Consider the following 18,946-nt stretch of genomic DNA (forward strand, 5'->3'; position numbering starts at 1 on the left):
TGTTGTGTCCCCCTATCACCCCCCGGGGGGGGGGGGGGCCCGCCCCCCCCCCCCCCCCCCCGCTGCTCTAGTGCCGTTTGACCAGGGCCCTCAGCCGCAGGTCGGCGACGCTCCGGCCCGCCGCGACGGCCCAGGCTCCCGGTACTGTCCGCCAAGCGTGGTCCGCCTCGCTCCAGAACTGGAACGAGCGCTCCTCGAGCGGGATCGTGACCTCGACGGTCTCGCCCGGGGCCGCCTCGATGGATGCGAAGCCCGCCAGGCGGTGGGTCTCGATGCCGCCTTCGATGTTGAGCCCGGATTCGGGGGCCAGGTAGACCTGGACGACCTCGCGGCCGGTCACCTGGCCGGCGTTGCGGACCCGGATCTTCGCCTCGCCGCCGTCGACGACCAGGTCCTCGTACTCCCACTCGGTGTAGGAGAGGCCGTGGCCGAACCAGTACGCGGGCTCGAAGCTGTCGCGCTGCTCCCAGGCCCGGTAGCCGATGAAGATGCCTTCGTCGTAGTGGAGTTCACCGTCCTTGGGCACGACCTGGACCACGGGCGCGTCCTCGAGGCGGCGCGGCCACGTCGTGGTGAGGCGCCCGCCGGGTTCGGCGCCGAGCAGGACGTTGGCGAGCGCGTGTCCGCCCTCCTGGCCGGGGAACCAGGTCAGGAGGATCGCGGCGACGTCGTCGGACCAGGGCATCTCGACCGGGGAACCGGTGTTGACGACGACGACCGTGTTCGGGTTGGCCTCGGCGACGGCAGCGACGAGTTCGTCCTGGCGGCCGGGCAGGCGCAGGTCGCGCCGGTCGAAGCCCTCGGATTCGGTGAGCGCGGTCGTGGAGACCACGACGACGGCGACGTCGGCGGCGCGGGCCGCTTCGACGGCCTCGGTGATGAGCCGGTCCTCGTCGGGGCGGGGCCCGGTGTGCATGAGCCCGAACAGGACCGAGGGCGGGAAGCCGGGCGGGAACGAGAACGGCGAGAATTCGAGCCTGACCGGGATCCGCTGCCCTGCTTCGAGATGCAGCGTCACGCGCTCGACGCCGGGACCGAAGAACGCCTCGAACGGGTCGTCGGTCTCGTATGACTGGTCGGCGTCGAAGACCACGTCGCCGTCGATGACGAGCTTGTGGTGGCCGAAGCCCCGAGTGCCGAATACGTGGTCGCCGGTCTCGGTGACGGTGAAGACGCCGTCGAGGACGGCGCGGTCGAACTCGTCCCGCGGGAGGCCGCCCGGCAGGTAGCCCATCCATTTGACGTCGCCGTTCGCGAGCGGCTCGGCGGGCAGTTCGGTGCCGTCGGTCCGCATCGGCCGCACCTTGAGGTCGAAGTCGCTGCCGGCGGGCCGGATCTGCTCGAAGAGGTCCACGCCCTGCGCGTACTGGACGCGGTCGCCCAGGGCCTCGCGGAGGCCGTCGAGCGGGGAGACCACGTTGGTCGGGAAGACCGTGGCGGAGCCGCCGCCGAGGATGCGGGCCTCGGCCGCGGCCGGGCCGATGAGCGCGAGCTTCCGGATCGCGTCGGCGTGGAGCGGCAGGATCGGCGCTGCCCCGCCTTCGGGGGCGTTGTTCTGCGCGAGCACGAAGGAGCGCTGGGCGATCTCGCGCAGCAGCGCCTCGGGGTCGGCGATCGCTTCGATCCGCTCGTCCGCAGCAGCCCGGACGCCTTCGAGGGCGCCGACGCGGGCGGCGAGCTTGAGCATGCGGCGCACCGCGTCGTCGACGTAGGTCTCGCTGGTGCGGCCTTCGCGGACGGCCGCGACGAGGTGCTCGCCGTAGACGGTGAACGGCCCGGGCATGGCGAGGTCGAGCCCGGCCTCGACGCCCTCGACGGTGTGGCGGGCCGCGCCCCAGTCGGAGACGTTGAAGCCGTCGAACCCGAACTCGTCGCGCAGGACCGCCATGAGCTCCTTGTGCGCGGTCATGGTGCGGCCGTTGACGGAGTTGTAGGCGGTCATGACGCCCCACGGGCGCACGGCGGCCGTGACCATCTCGAAGGGCCGCAGGTAGAGCTCGCGCAGCGTCCGCTCGCCGATGATGTTGTCCACAGTGAACCGGTCGGTCTCGGCGTCGTTGCCCACGTAGTGCTTCATCGTGGTGCCGACGCCGCACTCCTGGACCCCGGCCACGTAGGCCTGGGCGATGCGCCCGGTCAGGTACGGGTCCTCGCTGAACGCCTCGAAGTGGCGCCCGCCGAGCGGTGAGCGGTGCAGGTTGATGGTGGGCGCCAGCAGCACGTCCACGTCTTTGCGACGGGATTCGGCCGCGAGCAGGTTCCCGATGCGGCGCACCAGCTCCGGGTCCCACGAGGCGGCCTGCGCGGTCGGGCTCGGCAGCGCCAGCGACGGGTCCGCGACGGTCCAGAAGCGGCCGCGCACCCCGATCGGGCCGTCGGAGACGGTCATCGAGCGCAGGCCCGCCTCGGGCACGGCGATCGTCCGCCACATGTCGAGCCCGGCCAGCAGGTCGGCCTTCGTCTCCAGATCCATCTTCGCCAAGGCCGCTTCGACGGCCCCGTCGTACTCGGGCCTGTCGGCCGGAACGCTCCAGTCGCTCATGACGCCCTTCCTTTCGGTGTTCCTCATCGATCTCCGGGGGCATGGAAAGTCTTGCACGCTTACCGAGTAATCGGTAGATTTCGTGGCCTAACCGTTACCCTCTATGCTCGGGGCACCCGCCCCCGCAGATTCGAGACGCCCATGACGAGCACGCAGCACAGCGCCCGCGGCCAGGCCCGCCGCGATGAGATCGTGCGGGCCGCCGTCGAGGTCATCGCCGAACGCGGCTACCGGGGCGCCAGCCTCGCCGCCGTCGCAGAGAAGGTCGGACTTACCCAGCAGGGCCTCCTCCACTACTTCCCGAGCAAGGAAGCCCTGCTCATCGGCGTGATCCAGTTCCGCGAACGCACCGACACCGGCGGCCGCGACACCACCGCCGAGCCGATGACCATGGCCGCCACCATGGGTGTGGTGGAGGCGAACGCGCACCGCGAGGCGATCGTCCGCACGTTCTCCGCGCTTCTCGGCGAATCCGTGACCGAGGACCACCCCGCCGCCGAGTACTTCCGGCTCCGCTACCGCCGCGTCCGCGTGGCCCTCGCCGCCACCCTCCGCCAGGAATGGGGTGACCGGCTCCCGTCCGGACTCACCCCGGAGGAGGCCGCGCCGCTCGTCATCGCGATCATGGACGGTCTCCAGTTCCAGTGGCTCCACGAGCCCGAGTCGTTCGACATGCCCGCAGCGTTCAGGGCCTTCGTCCGGCTACTCGATCCGAAAGCGGCCCAATGAACCTGCCTGCCCTCGACGCGTTGGCCTGCCCCAACTGCGCGCAACCGCTCGACCAGGCCGACCGGCGCCTGTCCTGCCCCGAAGGGCACTCCTTCGACCTCGCCAAGCAGGGCTACGCGCCGCTGCTCGCACCCGGATCGAACGCCACCACTGGCGACACCGCCGAACAGGTCGCCGCGCGTGAGGACTTCCTCGACTCGGGCGTCTACGACCCGCTCATGGCGGCCGTCGCCGAGGCCTCGCTCACGGATGCGCCCGGTGTGATCATCGAACCAGGCTGCGGCACAGGGCATTACCTCGCCGCCGCGCTGGCGGCCGATCCGTCGCGCGAGGGCATCGGCCTCGACACCTCGAAGTACGCGCTGCGGCGCTGCGCCAAGCGCGTGATTCCTGAAAGCGAACCGCGGCGAGACGCCGGAACTCAGAGGCGCCTCGCCGCGGTGCTCGCCGACGCGTGGCAGCGACTGCCTATCCGCGACGGCGCGGCCGCCGCGGTCCTCAACGTCTTCGCCCCCCGCAACGCCGACGAGATCGCGCGCGTACTCCACCCACGAGGAGCACTCGTGGTCCTCACCCCCCGGCAGGACCACCTGCGCGAACTCGTCGACGCCTTGGACTTGCTGAGCGTCGACCCCGCGAAACCGCAGCGGACCGCCGACCAGCTCGGCACCCTCTTCGAGGCCGAGCGGACCGACGACATTCAGTATTCGATCGGCTTGGGACACAACGAGGTGCTGCGACTCGTCAGCATGGGCCCGAGCGCCCGCCACCTCGACGCCGCCGAACTCGCCGCGGCTGTGGCCGCACTGCCGGAGAAGATCGAAGTCCATGTCGCGGCGGACGTGACCCGTTGGCGCAAGAAGCATTGACGGAAATCAATTTCTTGCATCGGTTCGAATACTTGTCCTCGTTTGCCTTGACCAGTACGGTACGAACCAGCACCCATGAACCGGCTGGAGATGAGATCAGTGTTCGATGAGAAACGCGCGGCGCGGCGCGGCCTGGCCTTCGGCGCGACCGGACTGCTCGCCCTGGCTGGATGCGGCACCGGCGACGCCGCCGCCGATGAGGCGGAGCGCTGGGAGATCCCGGACCAGGACTCGAACCTGCAGGGCACGATCGAAGTCCTCGAGGCCTACGACCACGACCCCGATTCGTTCACCCAGGGCCTGGAGCTCGGCGAGCACCCCGAATACGGCACCGTCTTCTACGAGAGCGCCGGGCTCTACGGCGAGTCGGACGTGCGCATCACCGACCCCGAAACCGGTGAGGTGCTCGCCTCTCAAGACCTTCCCGCGGAGGACTTCGCCGAGGGCCTCACCCTCACCGACGATGCGATCTGGCAGATCACCTGGCAGGAGCACCGCGCCTACAAACGCGACCTCGAGACACTCGACATCGTCGAGACCGTCGAATACGAAGGCGAAGGCTGGGGGATCTGCTACGACGGCGAACGGCTCATCATGAGCGACGGTTCCGACAAGTTGACGTTCCGCGATCCGGCCACCTTCGAAGCGACCGGAACGGTCGCAGTCGAAGACACCGGCGGTAATCCGGTCTTCTCGATCAACGAGCTCGAATGCAGCAACGGGCTCGTGTGGGCGAACATCTGGCAGACTGACGACATCCTGGCGATCGACCCGGAGACCGGCCATATCGAGGCCCGCGTCGACGCCACCGGGCTCCTCCCCGAGGAGGACTCGGCCGGTGCCGACGTCCTCAACGGCATCGCCGCCGCCGAAGAGGAAGGCGCCTTCTACCTCACCGGCAAGCACTGGCCCAAGCTCTTCCTGGTTCGCTTCACCTGGCCTTAAACCCGTTTCGCCGCCGGCCGGGACTGCGGTAGCGTCCCGGCTATGACGCCGATCCTGCGCACCGACCGCCTCGTCCTCGAACCGTACGTGAAAGCGGACGAGGAGGACTTCGTCGCGCTCTTCGGCGACCCGCGCGTCTCGCAGTGGATGGGCGACGGACCCGAGCCCGAGGAGGCCAACAGGGCGCTGTTCCACCGCGTCTTCACGCACGTCTACGACCTCGACAAGTTCGACGTCTGGGCGGTGCGCGAGAACGGCGGCCTCATCGGCCACGCTGAGATCAAGCCCACCGAGGAGTCCGGCGGCCACGAGCTCATCTACGCCCTCGCGCACCGCGCCTGGGGCCGCGGGCTCGGCACCGAACTGGCCCTTGCGATCTGCGCCTACGGGTTCGAGAAGCTCGCCCTCGCGGAAGTGCACGCCACCGTCGCCGACCAGAACACCGGCTCGCTCGCGGTCATGGCGAAGCTCGGCTTCGAGCACGTCCGCGACAAGCCCGAAGATGACGGCACCGTCACCAAGGTCCTCACACTGAAGCGCCCCAGTGAGTAGCGAACCGCGCACGAACCGTCCTGAGTGAACAGACCGGTCGCGAAAGCGGGAATTGCGCGGAAGGTTCAGGTAGGCCATGATGAGGTCATGGCCATCACACCCCTGGACCGATTGCTGGAGTACAAGATGCACCTCTTGACCGACTCCCGGCAGCCCCGCGCCTACGCCACCTGGTGGCAGGACCTCACCACTGCGGCCTTCTCCGCGTGGTTCTTCGGCGGCCTCATCCTCGACGTCAACGCCCACGCCCGCGGCTGGGCCGAATCGTTCTTCACCTGGTGGCACCTGGCCTTCTACACCGGCTTCTTCGTCACCGCCGCCTGGATCGCCTGGATCTTCGTCCGCGCCCACCGCGCCGAGGGCCGCACCGGCATGGCCGCCGTCCCGCACGGCTACGGTCCCGCCGTGATCGGCGTGCCGCTCTTCATCGTCTCCGGCATCGCCGACATGATCTGGCACGAAGTGCTCGGCGTCGAGTCGAACCTCGCGATCCTCTTCAGCCCTTCGCATCTCACACTCGCCGCGGGCGGCGTCCTCGTCGTCGCCGCGCCCCTGCTCTCGGCCTGGCGGCGCGCCGCGCTCGCCGTGGAACCGGAGCCGATCCCGCTCGAAGCCCGCATGGCCGCGCCCGCGCTCTCCCTCGGGTACATCACGACCGCGCTGGTGCTCTTCCTCGCCTACCTGGTGCCGCACACGAACTCGCCGTACGCGGTGGGCGCGGCCCTACAGGGCCCCAACGTCTTCGAGGGCTTCCCAGTGGCGGGCATCGTGTTCACCACGGTGCTCGTGCTCGCGCTGGCGGTGCTCATGACCGGCAGGTTCCGGCTGCCGTTGGGGTTCTTCACCGTCGCGTTCGCGTACCCGGCCGTCATGGCCGGCGCCTACTCCGGTTTCGAATACGGCGGGTACGTCTGGATCTTCCTGCTCTCGGGCGCGTGGCTCGACTTCCTGGTCTGGCTCATCCGGCCTGAGCTGCGCCGCCGCCGCGACCTGCTGGTGCTGGCCGGGGCCTGGGCGGTGCCGGTCTGGGCCGCGTTCCTCATCGCGACCGGCGCTGTCACCGGGCTCTGGCCGGCCGCCGAGATCGGCCTCGGCGCGCCGGTCGTCGCGGCCGTGGTCGGCTGCCTGTTCATGCTCGTGGTCCAGCCCGAGCGGCGCGACGTGATGCCCCCGGCCCCGGTCGATCCCTCGCCGTTCGACGACGTGATCGCCCGCGCGAAGGCCATGACCGCCAACAAGCCCGCGGGCTAGCGGACGGCCCCGGCGCGGTACCGGGGCCGCTCCCGCTACTTCCTCAGCGCCGCAAGGCTTTCGGTCATCAGCTCGGTCGAGATGAGGGCCGTGCTGGTGCCCTTCGTGCGGCACGCGTACGCGCCCGCGACGCGCCCCGCGTCGAGCGCCATCGCGAGGTCCCCGCCCTGCGCCCGCGCCCAGAGCATCCCCGAGACGAACGCGTCGCCCGCGCCGTTGGAGTCCACGGGCGCCCAGTCGGTCCACCCGAGTTCGCGCACCGGGTCGATCGCGTCGTAGTGCTCGAGGGACCCGCCGCGCTCCAGGACGTACCCGCCGTGCTCGCCGTCCGTCGCGATCACGATTGAGGCGCGGCCGTTGTCGAGGACCCAGCGCATCGCCTTCTCGGGGTCCCCGCCGAGCCTCGCGGCCGACATGGTCACCAGGTCGGCGCGCTGCGCGAAGGCCTTCTGGTGCTCGGCCTCGCCGTCCCAGCCGTGCAGGTCGGTCGAGACCGTCACGCCTTCGGGGATGGCGGCCAGGACGTCCCGGGTGTGGTTCGGGATCGAGACGTGCACGTGCCGGGTGTCGGCCACGTGCGGCCCGAAGAACTCGGCGGGCATCCGCAGGTCGCCGTCGTGGCGGTAGTCGTAGAAGGAGAACCGGCGCCCGCCCGCGTCGACCAGGTTCACCGAGCGGGAGGTCCCGTTGGGGGAGATGAGGTGCCGGAAGTCCAGGCCGTGCTCTTCGTAGTGGCGGAGGACGAGGCGGCCCTGCTCGTCGTCGCCGATGTAGTCGATGAAGCGGGTGGCGAGGCCGAGGTGGAGGCAGCCGAGCGCGACCCCGTTGCCGGTGTGCGCCACGTAGTCGTAGATCGGTTCCACGCCGAGCGAGTCGCCCTCGCCGATCGCGATCTCGGGGACGCGCACGATGGTGTCGACGCCGACGCCGCCGACGACCAGGATGTCGAGCATGTGTTGGCTTCCTTTGCAAGAACTTGCAGGATTATCTGGAATGGATTGCAGGACTCGACCTTAGGTCGAGCCCCGCCATCGGTCAAGCCGCTATCGGACCACTCCGGTCCCGACCTTGCCCCGCCGGATCGCGTAGGCCAGCGTCGCCGCTCCGAGGGCCGGACCCCAGAGCCAGAACGGGAACGACCAGACGATGTCGTAGGCGCCCTGGCGGATTCCCGTCGCCGCCATGGGCACTGCCATGAACGTGAACACCGCCGCCATGATCGCGCCCGGGACGATCGCGATCATCGGCGGCACCGGCCGCCCCTTGACCGCGAACATCCAGAACGGCCAGCGCTCGCCCCAGCGCTGGCTCAGGCCCAGGCACAGCACGCCGCCGCCGAGCGCGGCGAAGCCGAGCAGCAGGCCCCAGACGCGGGTGGTCAGGTCGAGTTCGTCGCCGAGCGGACCGCCCATGTAGGGCCACGGGGTCAGCCAGCTCATGCGGACCAGGCCGTAGGGGAGGGCGCACGCGAAGGCGGTCCAGGCCGCGACCCGGCCCCACTTGGCGGCGTTCTCAGGGGCGAGCCAGGCGGGGACGGGCTCGCCGTCGCGGCGCCGCAGGAGCAGCTGGAGTGTCAGCGCGGTCCAGATCGCGGCGCCCGCGACGGTCCAGACCTGGGCGAAGAGGTAGCCGCTCATCGCCGCGATCGTGCCGCCGAGGTCCGCCGCGAATGCGCCTACGGCGGCGTAGTCGACGACTCCGGTGACGCCGAGGCCGACGACGACCGCCGCGATCGCGGCGGCGGTGACCATGCGCGCGATCGTGCCGCGCGCCAGCAGGACCGGGACGACGACGGCCGCGATCGGGATCAGGAAGGCGGCCAGGTACCCGGCGAACGAGATCGGTGTGATGGTGGTGAGCAGCAGCCCGAAGACCGCCGCGTAGAGCGCGGTGAGCGGCCACAGGCTCGGCCGGGCCCTGGCGATGAGGAGCCCGCCGATGCCGGCGGCGATGAGCGCGGCCGGCGCCGTCCAGTCGGGAACCGCTGCGGGGAGCGGGATCGTGGGGTCGTAGAGGTCGTGCGCGTAGGGGCCGTGCTCGGGGTCGAGGAGCTGCCAGAGCCCGATCGGGAGGGCCAGGAGCGACCAGAGGAAGGCGGCGATCGCGGTCAGTCGCGAGAGGCGGGTGGGCCGGGGGAGCGGCGTTGTCGTTGTCATGCGTTCAGATTCGCGGTTTCGGAGGCTCGTTTCCTCCCGCGCGGGGGCGACCGCGCTCCCCTCACAGGGGCGTCCGTGCTCCCCCGGGCGGGGGAACCGCCGGGAAACGTTGGGCGGGGACGACTCTGGGCTGCAACACGGGCGACCTGCGATTGCAATACCTGTTCGAGAAGGTCACGGACGCATCACAAACAGGATCGGGTGTGGTCACGACACATGTCATCACCACCACCACTGCCATAGTGTGTAACTCGGATCACGCAACCTCCAATATCTCCTGCTGGTCCTCTCGAACAGAAACTAGGAGCAACCATGTCTCGCTTTCCCCGAGCACTGCTGGCGGTCGCCACAGCGGGTATCACAGCGCTCTCGCTCACCGCATGCGGCGAAGATTCAGGATCAGGCGGCACTGACTGCGAAAGCGACGGCTTGAAGATCGGCACGATCCTGCCGCAGACCGGTTCGCTCGCGTTCCTCGGCCCGCCGGAGTTCGCGGGCGTCGACCTCGCCATCCAGGAGATCAACGAGGCCGGCGGCGTGCTCGGCTGCGACGCCACCGTCATCCACCAGGACTCGGGCGACACCACCTCGGAGATCGCGAGCCAGTCCGCCGACGCGCTCATCCGCCAGGGCGTCCACACCGTGATCGGCGCCGCCTCCTCCAGCGTGTCGCTCAGCTTCATCGACAAGCTCTACCAGGAGGGGATCGTCCAGATCTCGCCGGCGAACACCTCGCCCGAGTTCACCACGTACGCGAACGGCGACTACTACTTCCGCACCGCGCCCTCGGACGTCCTCCAGGGCCGCGTCCTGGCCGACACGATCATCGCCGACGGCCACGAGAAGATCGCCATCCTGGCCCTCCAGGACTCCTACGGCACCGGCCTCGCCGACGCCGTGGAGCAGAACTTCACGGACTTCGGCGGCACCGTCGTCGAGAAGATCGTGTACGACCCGTCCGCGACCGAGTTCTCGGCCGAGGTCGGGAAGGTCGCCGACTCCGGCGCCGACGCGGTCGTCCTCATCACCTTCAACGAGATCGTGAACCTGGCCCCGGCCCTCGCCGAAGAGAACATGAGCGCGCAGGACCTCGGCTGGTACCTCGTCGACGGCAACCTCTCCAACTACGGCGAGCAGTTCCCCGCGGGCTTCATGGAGGGCGCCAAGGGCACCTACCCGGGCGCCGACACCGCCGGCATCCAGGAGCGCCTCCTCGAGGTGGACCCGGAGCTCGTCGACTTCACGTACGGCCCCGAGTCCTACGACGCCACCGTGCTCGCGGCCCTCGCCGCGCTCCAGGGCGGCAAGGTCGACTCCGAGACCATCAAGGACAACCTGATCGACGTCAGCCGCGAGGGCACCAAGTGCAACGGCTACACCGAATGCGCCAAGCTGCTGGAGGACGGCGAGGACATCGACTACGAGGGCTACTCCGGCCCCATCGAGTTCTCGCCTGAAGGCGACGTCACCGCCGCGACCATCGGCGTCTTCCAGTACCAGGCCGACAACACCTTCGTGAACCTCGAGTACCGCTTCGGCGACCTCGAAGAGTAGAGCACCGGTTTCCTTCTGAAACGGCGATGCCCCCGGGGACCACAGGACCCCGGGGGCATCGCCTTATCCGTGTTCTAGCGAGCCTTCCCCAGCGTGCCCAGGTACAGCTCGACCACCTTCGGATCGTCGATCAGGCTCTCGCCCGGACCGGTGTAGGCGCTGCGGCCCTGGTCCAGCACGTAGCCCCGGTCGCAGATCTGGAGGCATCGCCGGGCGTTCTGCTCGACCATGACCACCGTGACACCGGTCTGGTTGATCTGCTTGGTGTTGAAGAAGACCTCGTCCTGCATCGCCGGGGACAGCCCCGCCGACGGCTCGTCGAGCAGCAGCACCGTCGGCTCCATCATGAGCGCCCGGCCCATCGCCACCATCTGCCGCTCGCCGCCCGAGAGCGAACCGGCCCGCTGCGCGCGCCGCTCGCCCAGGATCGGGAACAGGTCCGTCACGAAGTCGAACCGCGCCTTGAACGCCTTGGGCCGCAGGAACACCCCCATCTCGAGGTTCTCCTCGACCGTGAGCGCCGCGAACACGTTGTTCGTCTGCGGCACGAAGCCGACCCCCAGCGGCACCAGCTGGTGCGCCCTCCGGTTCGTGATGTCCTGGCCCCGCAGGGTCACCTTGCCGGAGGTGATGCCCACCAGCCCGAACATCGCCTTCAGCAGCGTCGACTTCCCGGCCCCGTTCGGGCCGATGATGCCCACCAGCTCGCCTTCGTTCGCGTACAGGTCCGTGCCGTTGAGGATCGACACGCCGGGCAGGTACCCGGCCGTCACCTCGTCGGCGCGCAGCAGCGCCTCCTGCGAGGCCGCCAGGTGCCCCTCGCGGGAGCACACCTCGGTGTCCGACTCGGGCACGTCCTCCAGGGGCACGCCCGTCGGCCCGATGCCGACCGCAGTCTCGTTGTCGCTCATGTCGTCTCCTAACGCTGAGCCGCGTCGTGGTGGGCGCCCAGGTACGCGTCGATGACCCGCCGGTCCGCCGAGATCTGGTCCGGCGTGCCCTCGGTGATCAGCTGCCCGGCCGCCATCACGGCGACCCAGTCCGCGATCTCGTGCACCATGTCCATGTCGTGCTCCACGAACAGGACCGTCATCCCTTCCTCGCGCAGGTCCTTGATGTGCTCCAGCAGCGACTGCTTCAAAGCCGGGTTCACCCCGGCCATCGGCTCGTCGAGCATGACCATCTTCGGATTGAGCATGAGCGCCCTGGCCATCTCGAGGAGCTTGCGCTGGCCGCCGGAGAGCTCTCCGGCGTAGTCCTCGCGCTTGTCGATGAGCTTGAACCGCTCGAGCAGCTCCATGGCCTTGGCGCGGTTCGCGGCCTCCTGGGCCTTCCACACGGGAGGGATCAGGCCGGCCCAGAACCGCTCGCCGACCTGGTTCGCGGCGCCGATGAGCATGTTGTCCATGACGGTCATGCGGGTGAGCGCCTTCGTCAGCTGGAACGTGCGGACCATGCCCGCCCGGGCCACCTGGTAGGAGCGCATCCGGTCGGCGCGGCGGCCGTCGAACACCCACTCGCCCCGGCTCGGCCGGTCGAAGCCGGTGAGCAGGTTGAAGAACGTGGTCTTGCCCGCGCCGTTCGGCCCGATGAGGGCCGTGATGGTGCCCCGCTGGACCTCCAGGTGCTGCACGTCGACGGCGACGAGGCCCCCGAAGGCGCGGCGCACGCCGGTGGCCTTCAGGATCGGATCCTGTTTGGGCGCACCGGGTTCGGGCGGCACGTCCGCGAGGGACGCGCGCGCCGCGGTGATGCCCGCTCTGGCGTTGCCCACCGGCGCTTCCGGTTCGGTCTCTGGCTGCGCTTCATCGGACATCGAGCATCAGCTCCCTTCGGTTGCCGAGGATCCCCTGCGGCCGGAAGATCAGCAGCAGGACCATGCCGAGGCCCAGCAGGAAGAACACGAGCGGCCCCACCTGCGTCTGGTTGATGATGTCGGTCGAGATCAGCCCCGAGTTGATCGCCTCGCTCAGGCCCTGCGCGAAGATGTTGTACAGGAACCAGAACAGGGCCGCCCCGAGCACGGGCCCGAAGAGCCGGGCCGCGCCGCCGAGGATCAGGACGATGTAGAAGTAGAACGTGAAGTCGGTCGAGAACGCGTCCGGCTGCACGTTGGCGCGGGCGAGCGCGAACACGAACCCGGCGACCGCGCCGATGAGGCCGCCGATGACCAGCGCCTGCATCTTGTACGCGAACACGTTCTTGCCCAGGCTCCGCACGGCCTCCTCGTCCTCGCGGATGCCCTTGAGGACGCGGCCCCACGGGCTGTGCACGAGCAGGCCGAGGATCCCCAGGAAGATCGCGATGAGCGCCCAGCCGACGGCCATGACCCACAGGTCGCGGTTGGAGTACTGGAGGTCGAACAGCCCGAAGTCGACGATGAGGCGCCCGCTGTCCATGGAGATGAAGCCGAGCGTCCAGGTCGCGTCCGGGGGGAACGGGTTGAGTTCGAAGAACGGGTCGGAGAACTCGCGCATGCCGTCCGAGCCGCCGGTGTGCTCGGCCCAGACGGTGGCCCGGAAGAGCCGCCGCACGATCTCGGCCGCGGCGATCGTGACGATCGCGAGGTAGTCGGCGCGCAGGCGCAGGGTCGGTATGCCCATGAGCAGGGCCAGGATGACCGCGGCGCCCAGGCCGATGATGATTCCCAGCCAGAACGGCAGCCCGAAGGCCGCCACTGAGAGCGCGAGGCCGTAGGCCCCGACCGCGGCGAACGCGGCCTGGCCGAAGTTGAGCAGGCCCGTGTAGCCGAACTGGAGGTTGAGGCCGATGGCCCCGAGGGCGTACACGAGCATCGTCGGCCCGATGGCCTGCGTGAGCGCCTGGCTGAAGACGAACTGCCAATCCATTTCGCTCTCCTAGCCGATTCTCTCGCGGCGGCCGAGGATGCCCTGCGGCCGGGTGAGCATGATGATGATGAGGACGGCGAGCGCGCCGACGTACTTCAGCTCGGGCGCGATCACGAGGGTCGACATCTGCACGAACACGCCGATGAGCATCGCGCCGACGAACGCGCCGAACGCGGTGCCGAGCCCGCCGAGGACGACCGCGGCGAACACCATGAGGAGCAGGTGCTGGCCCATGTCGAACTTGACGCCGTCGCTGATCGAGAGGAACACGCCGGACATGGCCGCGAGCCCGCCGCCGATGGTCCACACCAGGCGCACGACCTGGGTCACGTTGATGCCGGTGGAGGCCGCGAGCGACGGGTTGTCGGCGACGGCCCTGGTGGCCTTGCCGAGCCGGGTGTAGACGAGGGCGAGGCCGACGGCGATGCACACGCCGAGCGCGATCAGGCCGGTCACGACCTCCTTGGGGGCGATCACGAGCCAGCCGAAGTCCCAGGGCTGCTGGCCCACGTACTCGTCGTAGCGCTTGCGTTCGCCGCCGAAGAAGAAGAGCGTCGCGAAGCGGATGAGCAGGGCCACGCCGATCGAGATGATCATCATCGAGACGAGGCCGGTGCCGCGTTTGAACAGCCGCGACCACAGGCCCCAGTCCTGGACCCAGCCGAAGGCGGCGCCGAGGAGGACCGCAGCGATCGCCGCGACCCATACGGGGAGCCCGAAGGTGAGGTTGAACAGGAGGGCCATGACCCCGCCGAAGGTGACGAGGTCGCCGTGGGCGAAGTTGGTGAGTCCGGTGGTGCCGAAGACCATCGAGAGTCCGACGGCCGCGAGGGCGATCATCAGGCCGAAGTGGAGGCCGGAGACCAGGAGGCTGGCGGCGCGGGTGGCGCCGCCCTCGTCCTCGATCTCGCCGAGGTTCTCGCCGTTCTCCGCGGCTTCAGGGTCGGCGGTCGACTCGCCGCCGGTCTCGCCGGACTCTTCGCCGGAGGTGGAGGGCTCGTCCCCGCCGGGGTCTGTACCGCCGACGACCTGTGTGTCGAGTGGGAACAGCACGGTCCGGTCGGAACTGATGGTGACTTCGAGTTCCGGCTTGCCGTTGCGCACGACCAGGCCGTCGGGGAGGGTGGACTCGTCCAGGGTGACGAGGTAGTCCCCGCCGGCGTCGAGCGGTACGGCCCAGGTGCCGTCCTCGGCGCTCTGGACCGTCGCGATCTCGGTGCCCGCCGCGTCGGCGACGGTGATCGAGACCCCCGCGACCGGTTCGTCCTGCTGGTTCTCCAGCGTGCCGTGGACGCCGAAGGCGTCCTGGGCGGTGGCGCTGCTGTTCACCCCCAACCCCAGCAACAGGCCGGCGAACGCAGCCGACAGCAACAACACTGCACGTCTCAATGGGCCCCCTCGGGAGGTTTGGGCTTCGGAACCCGCGCATCGTGGATTGTTCGAGAAACACGAAACGTCGGGAGTGACTCGGATCTTATGGAGAGCTGAGTAACAACTGCAGGTGTCGTTATCGAACCGTTGCAAATGTGGCTCAGATGTTACCGGCGACCACCTTCGTTGCGTCCTGTTGTTCCCTACGTCCGTTGCGGGCGCATTCGAGACTGATGACATCCGCGCGACGTTCCAGATACCCTTTTCCGCGCCCCGACTTCCCCTCCGGACACCGCCCGGCCACGCGGTGTGAGAGGATATTGCCCGCTCGGGGCAGTAGCTCAGCTGGTTAGAGCAGGGGACTCATAATCCCTGGGTCGCGGGTTCAAGTCCTGCCTGCCCTACAGAGCGAAGGCCCCGCGCTTGGCGGGGCCTTCCTTATGCTCATGCGCGTCCGGCGGGCTTGCGCAAGTGGACGAGTTCGACGCCCGGTCCGCCCGGAGCGCGGTGCGATTCGGTGTAGCCGAGGCGCCGGTAGAGGCGCAGATTCGACTCGCTCTTCGCGCCCGTGAACAGCGCGAGATGCGCAGTGCCATGCGCCGCAAGGCCTTCGAGGGCCGCGATCAGCCGCGAACCGATGCCGCGGCCCTGCAGGTCAGGGGCCACCACGATCCGGCCCAGATGCAGTACGTCGCCTTCCTGGCGCGCCCGTCCCGCGCCCACGATGCGGCCGTTCCAGACCGCCTTCAGGACGTGGACCGCATCGATCTGCGCCGCAACCTCCTCCACCGTCTCCGTAAGCGGCGGGATGAACGGGTCGCCGTTGAGCTGCGCCTCGCTGACATACGCGGCGCGCGAGAGGGTCAGGATCTCCCCGGCGTCAGCGGGTTCGGCGGGGGCGATGACGGGTCCGGCCATGGCGGGAGCGTAAACCCGGCCCGGCCCCGGGGCAAGCCCGATCCCGCCGGGCGGGCTTCATGGCCGGACGCCGGTGCCTACCAGGGGACCACTTCGGTGGCGAAGTACTCGTTGCCCTCCTGGAAGAAGCCGCCGTTCGGCCCGTCCGCAGGGAGCAGCGCCAGCTTCACCGCGGCCTTCGCGGCGTCCTCGGGCTTGCGCCAGCCCTGGTTGCCGTTCAGGTCGGTCGCGGTGTAGCCCGGGGTCATCGCGTTGATCTTGATGCCGGTGGGCGCCAACTCCTTGGACCAGGACACGGTCAGCATGTTCAGCGCCGACTTCGAAGCGCCGTACGCGCCGCCCTGCATCGCCGCGAACTCGTGGTCGCCGGTCATGAAGCCGAGCGAGCCGACCTCGCTGGAGACGTTGACGATCCGGCCCGCGTCCGACTTGCGGATGAGCGGCAGGAACGCGTTGGTCACCGAGACGACCCCGATGACGTTGGTCTCGAACACCTTCCGGGCCGTCGCCACGGTGAGCTCGCTGGTGTTCCAGTCGCCGTCCGCCAGCGCGATACCCGCGTTGTTGACGAGCACGTCGAGTCGGCCGAACTCGTCCTCGACCCGTTTCGCGGCGGCGGCGACCACGGCCTCGTCGGTCACGTCGAGATACAGGAAGCGGGCGTCCAGGCCCTCCTCCCGGAGCGCTGCGGCGGCCTGCTCGCCGCGCTCCTGCGAACGCGCGCCGATGAGCACGGTGTGGCCCTCCGCGCCGAGGGCGCGGGCGATGTGGAATCCGATGCCCTTGTTGGCGCCGGTAATGAGGGAAACACTGTTGCGAGCGGTCTTGGCGGGTGTCTGGTTCTCGTTCATGCCTACGAGCCTGCGCTCGATTGGGCGCCTTGCAAAGAGGACCGTTTATGGTGGTACCGGCCGTACCTGGTTCCGGTCGGCGATCCGGGGCATGATCGTGGGCATGGACCGCCAGCAGCTCGCCGACTTCCTCCGCACCCGCCGCGCCGCGCTCCGGCCCGGCGACGTGGGCCTGCCCGAGGGGCCGCGGCGGCGCACGCCCGGCCTGCGGCGGCAGGAGGTCGCGCAGTTGGCCGGGATCTCGGTTGAGTACTACATCCGCCTCGAACAGGCCCGCGGGCCGAAGCCGTCGCGGCAGGTGCTCGGCGCGCTGGCGCGGGCGCTGATGCTCGTCCACGACGAGCGGGCCCACCTGTTCAACCTCGCCGACGAGCGGCCGGACACGAGCGCCGCGGGTCGCGGCGAGGTGCCGCCGACGATCCGGAACCTGCTGGCCGGGCTCGACGACTTCCCCGCCTACGTGGTGAACGCGGCGTACGACATGCTCGCCTGGAACCCGCTCGCGGATCGTCTGATGGGGTGGCTCTCGAAATTGTCGCCCGAGCAGCGGAACATCCTGCGCACGAACTTCTCCGGCCCGCATGCCGGTGCGGCCCTGTCGGATTCGCGCTATGCGGGGTTCCTGCGCCAGTGCGTGGCCGACGTGCGCGCCTCGCTCGCCCGCGATCCCGGGGACGCCGTGCTGCGGGCGCTCGTGGACGAACTCCTGCGGTCCAGCCCCGAGTTCGGAGAGCTGTGGGCCGACCACGAGGTCGGCGTCCGCACCGTCCAGACCAAGCGGGTCGTGCACCAGGAGTACGGGCCGCTCGAGTTCGACTGCCAGGTCCTGGAGGTGCCCGGCACCTGCTTCCGGATGATCTTCTATGTGCCGCAGCCGAATTCGCGCACCGCCGAGGTGTTCGCGGCGATGGCCGCATTGGCGCCCGTCACTCCCGAAACCCCTGCGCGCAGTTCGTAACGCCGCGGCGACCGACATCACGCAGGAATTTCATCTCCCGGACTTTTGCTCGGACGGCGAGTGTATCTATGCTTGGTTCCAGAGGCGCGGCAAACGCCTCCCGCTCTTGAACAGCGACCGGTAAGGCAAGGACGCAGCCGGTGACAGCCTCAGCGTTCTCACCCTCCCCACTTCCTTCCCGGAGCTGCTCCCATGCGCATGCCCCTGTTCGCCATGTCAATCGGTGCGTTCGGCATCGGCACCGCCGAGTTCGTCATCATGGGCATCCTGCCCCAGGTGGCCGCCTCCTCGGGCGTCTCGCTCGCCGAGGCCGGCCTCGCCGTCTCGGCCTACGCCATCGGCGTCGTCCTCGGCGCCCCGCTGCTCACCGTCGCCACCACCCGCGTCCCCCGCAAGCCGCTGCTCATCTCCCTGATGGGCTGGTTCGCGCTCGCCAACCTCGTCACCGCCCTGGCCCCCGACTTCGGCACCCTGCTCGCCTCCCGGTTCTTCGCCGGGCTCCCGCACGGCGCGTTCTTCGGCGCGGCCGCGGTGGTCGGCGCGAGCCTGGTCTCCTACGAGCGGCGCGCCCGCGCGATCTCGGGGATCATGTCCGGACTGACCGTGGCGACGATCGTGGGCGTGCCCGCGAGCGCCCTGCTCATCGGCCAGTTCTCCTGGCGCTGGATCTTCGCCGCCGTGGCCGCCCTCGGCCTGGTGGCCGCCGCCGCGATCTGGTTCACGGTGCCCGACACCCGCGGGGTCATCGTGCCCACCAAGGCCGCCGACGAGATCCGGGCGATCCGCTCCAAGCGCGTCCTGCTGCCGCTCATCACCGGCGCGGTCGGCTTCGGCGGGATGTTCGCGGCCTACACGTACCTGACGCCGATCCTCGAAGAGGTCACCGGCCTCGGCGCGGTCGCCATCGCGATCACCCTCGCGGTGTTCGGCCTCGGCCTCACCGCCGGGAACATCCTCGGCGGCCACGTCGCCGACCGCGCCCCGATCCAGGGCCTGTTCGCCTCGTTCACCACCATCGCGGCCGTGCTGCTGATGATGTACTTCACGATGGCGAACCCGGTCCTGGCGATCGCCGGGGTGTTCCTGATGGCGCTCTCGTCCTCGCTGGTCGGCCCGATCATGCAGCGGCTGCTGCTCGACGGCGCCCACGCCGCCCCGTCGCTCGCGTCCTCGCTGCACCACGCGGCCTTCAACCTCGCCAACGCGAACGGCGCCTGGCTCGGCGGCCTGGCCCTCTCGGCCGGGCTGAGCCTGACCGCGCCGATCCTCGTCGGCGTCGGCCTGGCCCTGGCCGGTCTCGCCCTCTCGGTCCCGCTGGCGCGGGCCCACACCGAGGCCGAGGTCCTGCCGGTGGTCCCGAGCCACCTGACGACCGCCGAACTTGCCCGGGCCTCGTAAGCG

At 69.6% G+C, this 18,946-nt stretch carries 17 protein-coding genes and 1 tRNA gene; 9 read left to right on the forward strand and 9 right to left on the reverse strand.

Annotated elements, in window-relative coordinates:
- Positions 1-67: 67 nt before the first annotated feature.
- Complete coding sequence (locus tag O1R50_RS07010) at positions 68-2,542, reverse strand: glycoside hydrolase family 3 protein (RefSeq protein ID WP_270109195.1); 2,475 nt, start codon at positions 2,540-2,542, stop codon at positions 68-70.
- 141 nt (positions 2,543-2,683) lie between these two features.
- Between O1R50_RS07010 and O1R50_RS07015 the strand changes: the two genes are divergently transcribed.
- The 5 genes from O1R50_RS07015 to O1R50_RS07035 all read left to right on the forward strand — a co-directional run bounded on the left by O1R50_RS07015 (position 2,684) and on the right by O1R50_RS07035 (position 6,888).
- A complete protein-coding gene (locus tag O1R50_RS07015) occupies positions 2,684-3,271 on the forward strand; it encodes a TetR/AcrR family transcriptional regulator (RefSeq protein ID WP_270109196.1) in 588 nt (195 codons plus the stop codon).
- Positions 3,268-4,140 (forward strand): putative RNA methyltransferase, encoded by an 873-nt coding sequence (locus O1R50_RS07020; RefSeq protein WP_270109197.1) that lies wholly within the window; start codon positions 3,268-3,270, stop codon positions 4,138-4,140. The genes O1R50_RS07015 and O1R50_RS07020 overlap by 4 nt, the downstream gene beginning before the upstream one ends.
- Positions 4,141-4,239: 99 nt before the next feature.
- On the forward strand, positions 4,240-5,085 hold the full coding sequence (locus tag O1R50_RS07025) for a glutaminyl-peptide cyclotransferase (protein WP_270109198.1): 846 nt from the start codon (positions 4,240-4,242) through the stop codon (positions 5,083-5,085).
- A gap of 42 nt (positions 5,086-5,127) precedes the next feature.
- Entirely contained in the window at positions 5,128-5,637 is a 510-nt protein-coding gene (locus O1R50_RS07030) for a GNAT family N-acetyltransferase (protein ID WP_270109199.1), read from the forward strand.
- Between the two features lie 87 nt (positions 5,638-5,724).
- Entirely contained in the window at positions 5,725-6,888 is a 1,164-nt protein-coding gene (locus tag O1R50_RS07035; protein WP_270109200.1) for a hypothetical protein, read from the forward strand.
- Between the two features lie 35 nt (positions 6,889-6,923).
- Here O1R50_RS07035 and O1R50_RS07040 read toward each other — a convergent pair whose 3' ends face one another.
- Complete coding sequence (locus tag O1R50_RS07040) at positions 6,924-7,841, reverse strand: carbohydrate kinase family protein (protein WP_270109201.1); 918 nt, start codon at positions 7,839-7,841, stop codon at positions 6,924-6,926.
- Positions 7,842-7,931: 90 nt separating this feature from the next.
- Entirely contained in the window at positions 7,932-9,044 is a 1,113-nt protein-coding gene (locus tag O1R50_RS07045; protein ID WP_270109202.1) for a hypothetical protein, read from the reverse strand.
- 312 nt (positions 9,045-9,356) lie between these two features.
- Between O1R50_RS07045 and O1R50_RS07050 the strand changes: the two genes are divergently transcribed.
- Positions 9,357-10,598 carry an ABC transporter substrate-binding protein gene (locus O1R50_RS07050; RefSeq protein WP_270109203.1) on the forward strand — a complete coding sequence of 414 codons (1,242 nt, stop codon included), beginning with the start codon at positions 9,357-9,359 and terminating at the stop codon, positions 10,596-10,598.
- A gap of 74 nt (positions 10,599-10,672) precedes the next feature.
- Here the strand turns inward: O1R50_RS07050 and O1R50_RS07055 are convergent, their stop codons facing one another.
- Genes O1R50_RS07055 through O1R50_RS07070 form a run of 4 tightly spaced genes read right to left on the reverse strand, consistent with a single transcriptional unit; the run spans position 10,673 to position 14,776 of the window.
- Positions 10,673-11,509 carry an ABC transporter ATP-binding protein gene (locus O1R50_RS07055; protein ID WP_270109204.1) on the reverse strand — a complete coding sequence of 279 codons (837 nt, stop codon included), beginning with the start codon at positions 11,507-11,509 and terminating at the stop codon, positions 10,673-10,675.
- Between the two features lie 8 nt (positions 11,510-11,517).
- A complete protein-coding gene (locus tag O1R50_RS07060; protein WP_270109206.1) occupies positions 11,518-12,414 on the reverse strand; it encodes an ABC transporter ATP-binding protein in 897 nt (298 codons plus the stop codon).
- Positions 12,404-13,447: a branched-chain amino acid ABC transporter permease gene (locus O1R50_RS07065; RefSeq protein WP_270109207.1), complete on the reverse strand. Its 1,044-nt coding sequence runs from the start codon at positions 13,445-13,447 to the stop codon at positions 12,404-12,406. The genes O1R50_RS07060 and O1R50_RS07065 overlap by 11 nt, the downstream gene beginning before the upstream one ends.
- A gap of 9 nt (positions 13,448-13,456) precedes the next feature.
- Positions 13,457-14,776, reverse strand: coding sequence for a branched-chain amino acid ABC transporter permease (locus O1R50_RS07070; protein ID WP_270109208.1), 1,320 nt, complete (start codon positions 14,774-14,776; stop codon positions 13,457-13,459).
- 372 nt (positions 14,777-15,148) lie between these two features.
- Between O1R50_RS07070 and O1R50_RS07075 the strand changes: the two genes are divergently transcribed.
- Positions 15,149-15,222, forward strand: a tRNA-Ile gene (locus tag O1R50_RS07075).
- Positions 15,223-15,262: 40 nt separating this feature from the next.
- Here O1R50_RS07075 and O1R50_RS07080 read toward each other — a convergent pair.
- Together O1R50_RS07080 and O1R50_RS07085 are read right to left on the reverse strand one after the other, a co-directional pair.
- On the reverse strand, positions 15,263-15,736 hold the full coding sequence (locus tag O1R50_RS07080; protein ID WP_270109209.1) for a GNAT family N-acetyltransferase: 474 nt from the start codon (positions 15,734-15,736) through the stop codon (positions 15,263-15,265).
- 77 nt (positions 15,737-15,813) lie between these two features.
- On the reverse strand, positions 15,814-16,587 hold the full coding sequence (locus O1R50_RS07085; RefSeq protein WP_270109210.1) for an SDR family oxidoreductase: 774 nt from the start codon (positions 16,585-16,587) through the stop codon (positions 15,814-15,816).
- Positions 16,588-16,690: 103 nt separating this feature from the next.
- Between O1R50_RS07085 and O1R50_RS07090 the strand changes: the two genes are divergently transcribed.
- Entirely contained in the window at positions 16,691-17,545 is an 855-nt protein-coding gene (locus O1R50_RS07090) for a helix-turn-helix transcriptional regulator (RefSeq protein WP_270109212.1), read from the forward strand.
- A 192-nt stretch (positions 17,546-17,737) separates the two neighbouring features.
- A complete protein-coding gene (locus O1R50_RS07095; RefSeq protein ID WP_270109213.1) occupies positions 17,738-18,943 on the forward strand; it encodes an MFS transporter in 1,206 nt (401 codons plus the stop codon).
- Positions 18,944-18,946 lie beyond the last annotated feature (3 nt).

Origin of the sequence: Glycomyces luteolus, assembly GCF_027622875.1 — a bacterium.
Classification (GTDB): Bacteria; Actinomycetota; Actinomycetes; order Mycobacteriales; family Micromonosporaceae; genus Glycomyces; species Glycomyces luteolus.

What these genes read in the sequence shown, in the direction of transcription:
- O1R50_RS07045 (WP_270109202.1), bottom strand. Translation starts at nt 9,044, where the DNA reads ATGACAACGACAACGCCGCTCCCCCGGCCCACCCGCCTCTCGCGACTG.
- O1R50_RS07090 (WP_270109212.1), top strand. Translation starts at nt 16,691, where the DNA reads ATGGACCGCCAGCAGCTCGCCGACTTCCTCCGCACCCGCCGCGCCGCG.
- O1R50_RS07020 (WP_270109197.1), top strand. Translation starts at nt 3,268, where the DNA reads ATGAACCTGCCTGCCCTCGACGCGTTGGCCTGCCCCAACTGCGCGCAA.
- O1R50_RS07040 (WP_270109201.1), bottom strand. Translation starts at nt 7,841, where the DNA reads ATGCTCGACATCCTGGTCGTCGGCGGCGTCGGCGTCGACACCATCGTG.
- O1R50_RS07065 (WP_270109207.1), bottom strand. Translation starts at nt 13,447, where the DNA reads ATGGATTGGCAGTTCGTCTTCAGCCAGGCGCTCACGCAGGCCATCGGG.
- O1R50_RS07010 (WP_270109195.1), bottom strand. Translation starts at nt 2,542, where the DNA reads ATGAGCGACTGGAGCGTTCCGGCCGACAGGCCCGAGTACGACGGGGCC.
- O1R50_RS07085 (WP_270109210.1), bottom strand. Translation starts at nt 16,587, where the DNA reads ATGAACGAGAACCAGACACCCGCCAAGACCGCTCGCAACAGTGTTTCC.
- O1R50_RS07030 (WP_270109199.1), top strand. Translation starts at nt 5,128, where the DNA reads ATGACGCCGATCCTGCGCACCGACCGCCTCGTCCTCGAACCGTACGTG.
- O1R50_RS07060 (WP_270109206.1), bottom strand. Translation starts at nt 12,414, where the DNA reads ATGTCCGATGAAGCGCAGCCAGAGACCGAACCGGAAGCGCCGGTGGGC.
- O1R50_RS07050 (WP_270109203.1), top strand. Translation starts at nt 9,357, where the DNA reads ATGTCTCGCTTTCCCCGAGCACTGCTGGCGGTCGCCACAGCGGGTATC.
- O1R50_RS07055 (WP_270109204.1), bottom strand. Translation starts at nt 11,509, where the DNA reads ATGAGCGACAACGAGACTGCGGTCGGCATCGGGCCGACGGGCGTGCCC.
- O1R50_RS07095 (WP_270109213.1), top strand. Translation starts at nt 17,738, where the DNA reads ATGCGCATGCCCCTGTTCGCCATGTCAATCGGTGCGTTCGGCATCGGC.
- O1R50_RS07015 (WP_270109196.1), top strand. Translation starts at nt 2,684, where the DNA reads ATGACGAGCACGCAGCACAGCGCCCGCGGCCAGGCCCGCCGCGATGAG.
- O1R50_RS07080 (WP_270109209.1), bottom strand. Translation starts at nt 15,736, where the DNA reads ATGGCCGGACCCGTCATCGCCCCCGCCGAACCCGCTGACGCCGGGGAG.
- O1R50_RS07035 (WP_270109200.1), top strand. Translation starts at nt 5,725, where the DNA reads ATGGCCATCACACCCCTGGACCGATTGCTGGAGTACAAGATGCACCTC.